Here is a 2,447-nt window from a genome sequence, read left to right as displayed (position 1 = left end):
GCGACGCGACGGAGTTCGCGCGCGAGCTGGAGCGCGTACGGGAGGCGTGCGGCGCGGCGGGACCGGCACCGGGGGACGCGGTGCCGCCGGAGGTGCCATCGTCGGAGGCCGCCGTTCCGGCCACGCCGGTGCCGGACACGCCCGTACCGGCTCCGGTGCCCCCGACGCCCGTACCGGCTCCGGTGCCCCCGACGCCCGTACCGGCTCCGGTGCCCCCGACGCCCGTACCGGCCACGCCCGTGCCCCCGACACCCGTACCGGCGAGCCCCGCCCAGGCCGCCGCCACCCCGGTACCGCCCGGGGCCCCCGTACCGCCCGATTCCCCCGTGCCCGCCGAGGCCCCCGCCCGCCGTCGCCGTCGCCCGCGCCGGCTCCTCGTGACCCTCACCGTCCTCGCCCTCGCCCTCGCCGCCGCGGGCACCGCGCTCGCGCTCCGCGAGAGCGGCGGGAAGGGCGGCGACGGCCCGGGCTCCGGCTCCGGCGAGAGCGCCGCGGGGCGCCGTGTCGCCGACGCCACCGGCGAGCTGCGCCTCACCGTGCCGGCCGCCTGGGCGCGCGAGTACGCCGACGGCGGCTGGGACCCCGCCGCGATCGGCCTGCCCGCGGCGAAGGAGCCGGGCCTCACCGTCGCCACGAAGGTGGCGGACTGGTCCGACCCGGACAGCGGCGTGGACGGCGTCTTCGCGGGCGCCGTCGATCTCGGCGCGAAGCGGGACGCCGCGCCCCTGACCGCCGCCGTCGAGGCGCTGCGCCACGACGGCTGCCGGAAGCCGAGCGAGGAGGAGTGGGACGCGGGCGAGTGGAAAGGAGTGGTACGCACCTGGACGGGGTGCTCGCGCCACCGCCTCGCCGAGGCCGCCCTCGCGCCGAGGAAGGACGGCGACGGGCGCGGCGCCTACGTGCAGATCCGCTGCGCGCGGGACGGGAGCGACTGCGAGGAGACGACCAAGAAGGTCCTGAGCGGGCTGGAACTGGCCCCGGCGGGAAAAAGCACCGAACGGCCGTGAACTTTCCCCGGTGAGCACGCATCGAAGAAGTACGTAAGCGGGCCGTCCTCGGCGAAGCCCCCCACGAGACGCGGAGAACACCATGCGCACGACCACCGGGAAGACCACGAAGACCCGCAGGGCCGGCACCGCCGCCGCGGCGCTCGCCGCGGCGGCCCTGCTCCTGACCGCCTGCGGCGGCAACGACGACGGCGGCTCGGACAGCGCGCAGAAGGTCGGCAGCGAGGCCAGCCCGCTGCCCGGCGACAAGACCGGCACGAGCGACCAGGGCGGCTCCGGGGCGAGCGAGGACAGCGGCAAGGACCCGAGCACCCCCGCGACCCCCGGCGGCGAGGGCTCCGTCCCGGCCGCGAGCGAGACCCCCGGCGGCGGCGCCACCAAGGGCGGCGGCGCGGACACGGACGACGGCGGCTCGGACTCCAAGCCCGCGGCGAGCACCCAGTGCCACACCTCGGAACTCTCCGCGCGCGTCGGCGAGAACCACCCCGGCGCCGGTCAGGAAGGCTTCGCCCTCGTCCTGACCAACACCTCCTCGCGCACCTGCACCGTCTACGGCTATCCGGGCCTCGCCTTCGTCAACAGCGCGGGCGAGCAGGTCAGCGTCGATCCGCAGCGCGCCCCCGGCACCAAGGAACGCGTCTCGCTCGCCCCCGGCAAGAGCGCCTGGTCCCCGCTCACCTTCAGCGACCCGCGCATCACCGGCGTCACGACCGTCACCCCGGACTCGGTCCGCCTCACCCCGCCCGACGAGCGCGACTACCTGAAGGCCCCCTGGAAGGGCGGCCCGGTGAGCAACACGGGCAAGGCGAGCGTCCCGCGCGTGGGCCCGTTCACCGCCGGTACGGGGGAATGAGCGCCCCGCGCCACCCGTAGCGGCGCCCCCGCACCGCTGGCCCGCCCCGCGCCCGTACCCCGATCAGCCCCCTTCCGGACGGCACCCGGCCCGCTTCCCCCCGACGATGGGGGCAACGGGCCGGTACGTCCCCCACGCGATGGCCGCCCGACCCCGTAGCGGGACGGCGAGAGGCGGGCACAGTGACCGGAAGCGGAGACGGGGCGACGCCGCCGGGCGGTCAGGACCCGGATGCCGCGACCGGCGACCGGCACCCGGCGGCCCCCTCCGGCGGCGAGGACCCGGACTGCGGCCACAGCGCCGCCGAGCGCGCCCAGATCGACCGCCTCAACGCCCTCGAAGCCCCGCGCCGCACCCGGCGACGGGACGGGGCGGGGACCCGCGAAGCCGAGGCCCGCGCCGCCGACGGCCGTACCCCCGAGAACGGCGCCCCCGAGGACCCCGCCGCTGAGGACCGCACCTCCGAAGACCGCACCTCCGAGGACCGCACCTCCGAGGGCAAGGAGAAGGGCGACCCCGACCCGAGCTGGGCCAAGAACGACAGCACGCGCGTCCAGGACCCCGAGCGCCCCCTGGAAGAACCCCTC

1 protein-coding gene and 2 pseudogenes are annotated in these 2,447 nt (G+C 77.5%); all 3 read left to right on the top strand.

Annotated elements, in window-relative coordinates; genetic code table 11:
* Nucleotides 1–1,007 (top strand): annotated as a pseudogene (locus SSBG_RS13830) (hypothetical protein); the annotation flags it as partial.
* An 82-nt stretch (nucleotides 1,008–1,089) separates the two neighbouring features.
* Nucleotides 1,090–1,860 (top strand): DUF4232 domain-containing protein, encoded by a 771-nt coding sequence (locus SSBG_RS13825; RefSeq protein WP_008746736.1) that lies wholly within the window; start codon nucleotides 1,090–1,092, stop codon nucleotides 1,858–1,860.
* 182 nt (nucleotides 1,861–2,042) lie between these two features.
* Nucleotides 2,043–2,447, top strand: a pseudogene (locus SSBG_RS13820) (hypothetical protein); the annotation flags it as partial.

Source organism: Streptomyces sp. SPB074 (assembly GCF_000154905.1).
GTDB lineage: Bacteria > Actinomycetota > Actinomycetes > Streptomycetales > Streptomycetaceae > Streptomyces.
Note: the sequence above shows the minus strand (reverse complement) of the source record. Positions and strands in the feature narration are given on the sequence as shown.